Source organism: Frankia canadensis (assembly GCF_900197875.1).
Taxonomy (GTDB): Bacteria; Actinomycetota; Actinomycetes; order Frankiales; family Frankiaceae; genus Frankia; species Frankia canadensis.
Genome location: NZ_FZMO01000403.1, coordinates 1 through 1758 on the forward strand (window position 1 = coordinate 1; position 1758 = coordinate 1758).

The 1758-nt window shown below is 67.5% G+C and carries 2 protein-coding genes; both read right to left on the bottom strand.

Translation table 11 applies throughout. The annotated features are described in order from the left end of the window. Window positions 1-33: 33 nt before the first annotated feature. Entirely contained in the window at window positions 34-1233 is a 1200-nt protein-coding gene (locus tag C1A33_RS24700; protein ID WP_101833762.1) for an RNA-guided endonuclease InsQ/TnpB family protein, read from the bottom strand. Beyond that, entirely contained in the window at window positions 1230-1652 is a 423-nt protein-coding gene (tnpA, locus tag C1A33_RS24705; RefSeq protein ID WP_101833764.1) for an IS200/IS605 family transposase, read from the bottom strand. Before tnpA ends, C1A33_RS24700 begins: the two co-directional genes overlap by 4 nt. Window positions 1653-1758: the final 106 nt, after the last annotated feature.

Genomic DNA, 1758 nt, shown 5'->3' on the forward strand with positions numbered 1-1758 from the left:
GTGACTACTCCGACGGCTGAAGCCGCCGGCTTCTCAGGCGACTTGCGCGGCCCGAAGGGCCAGCCCGGCCCTCAAGATGTTGACCGCCGCGTTCACGTCGGCGTGCGCGGCGTGCCCGCACCGCTGGCAGACGAACTCGGCCTGTGTCCCGCGGCTGCCGGCGGCGCAGTAGCCGCACTGAGCGCAGGTGCGGGAGGTGTTGGCGGGGTTCACAGCGACGACGACACGTCCGGCACTCTCAGCCTTGGCGTGCAGCACGTCGAGGAATGTTCGCCATCCCGCGTCAAGAATACTCTTGTTCAGTCCCGTCTTGGCGGCCTGCCCGTTCGGGAGGAAGGTTCCGGGCTGCTCGGGGTCGAGTTTGGCCTTGGCCCGGCGGGTCATGTTGACGACCTTGAGCGCTTCGACGGCGATCAGGTCATGGCCGCGGACCAGTTCGAGCGCCGTCTTGTGAGCGAGGTCGAGCCGCTGACGGCGGACTTTCCCGTGCAGCGCGGCAACCCGGGCCGCGGCTTTGCGACGGCGCTTCGACCCGCGCTTTCTCCGGGACAGGTCCCGCTGAGCGGCGGCAAGACCATCGGCGGCTGCCGCGAGGAAACGCGGGTTGCCGACATGCCGACCATCAGAGGTAGTCGCGAGCGAGGCCACGCCCAGGTCGACACCGACTACGGCACCGGTAGCGGGGAGCGGTTCGGCGGGCACGTTGTCGCAGGACAGGACGACGTACCAGCGCCTACCCTCCCGCTTTACGGAGACCGTCTTGACGGTGCCGCGTACGGGCCGGTGCCGGTTGACCTTGACGTGGCCGATTCCCTGCAACCTGACGAACGTCTGCGCCGGGTTTTCGGGCTGGGAGTCCCAACGGCAGCCGTCGCCGTCCTTCGGCCACTCGACCATGTCAAACCAGTTGGCGCCCTTGAACCGCGGGTAGCCGGCCATCTCCCCGGACTTCACGCGGCGGAAGAAGGCGGCCATCGCCTTGTCGAGCCGGCGCAGGGTGGCCTGCTGGGAGGAGAACGACCAGCGCGCGTGGTCCGGGTCGAACGCCCGGATGTCCTTCAACTGGGCCGACTGGTCGCCGTAGCGGACCGTCGTCTTCGACGGGTGCCGGTAGGCATCCCGCCGTTCCTGCAGCGCGGCGTTGTACAGCGCCCGGTGGTCGTCCAACAGTGCCGTGAGCGTGTTGGCCTGACGGCTGGTCGGGCGTAACTGGAACCTGAAGGTTCGCCTCACCGGGACGTTCCCTTGCGCCATGGCCGCTCGTTCTGGGTGTCGATGTACCGGCGCACCGTCTCAGCCGAGACGGCACCGACGGTGGCGACGAAGAACGACCGGGACCACAACGTGGGAAGCCGGGACCGAAGGTGCGAGAACTCGGCTCGCAGCGCGTGCGACGTGAAGCCCTTCAGCTGGTTCGCGATGTACGACGGGGAGTGCTTCGGATGAGCCTTCACGAACAGATGCACGTGGTCGGGCTCGATCTCCAACGCAACGATTGGCCAGTCGTGCTCGGCGCACTTCTCGCGAAGCAGCACGTCGAGCCTGTCACGAACCGGGCCGGCGAGCACAGGACGGCGGTATTTCGGGCACCAGACGACGTGGTAGCCGAGGTCGTGGACCCCGCCTGCGTCCGCTGTCACCTGCCTGCCCATGCCACCGACTATACCAGCGCGGCCTGTATAACCACCGCCGGTGCGTTCTCGTACCGGATTCCCCTGTCGCCTAAAGGCGACAGTCCCCTCCGGAGGTATTTGATGG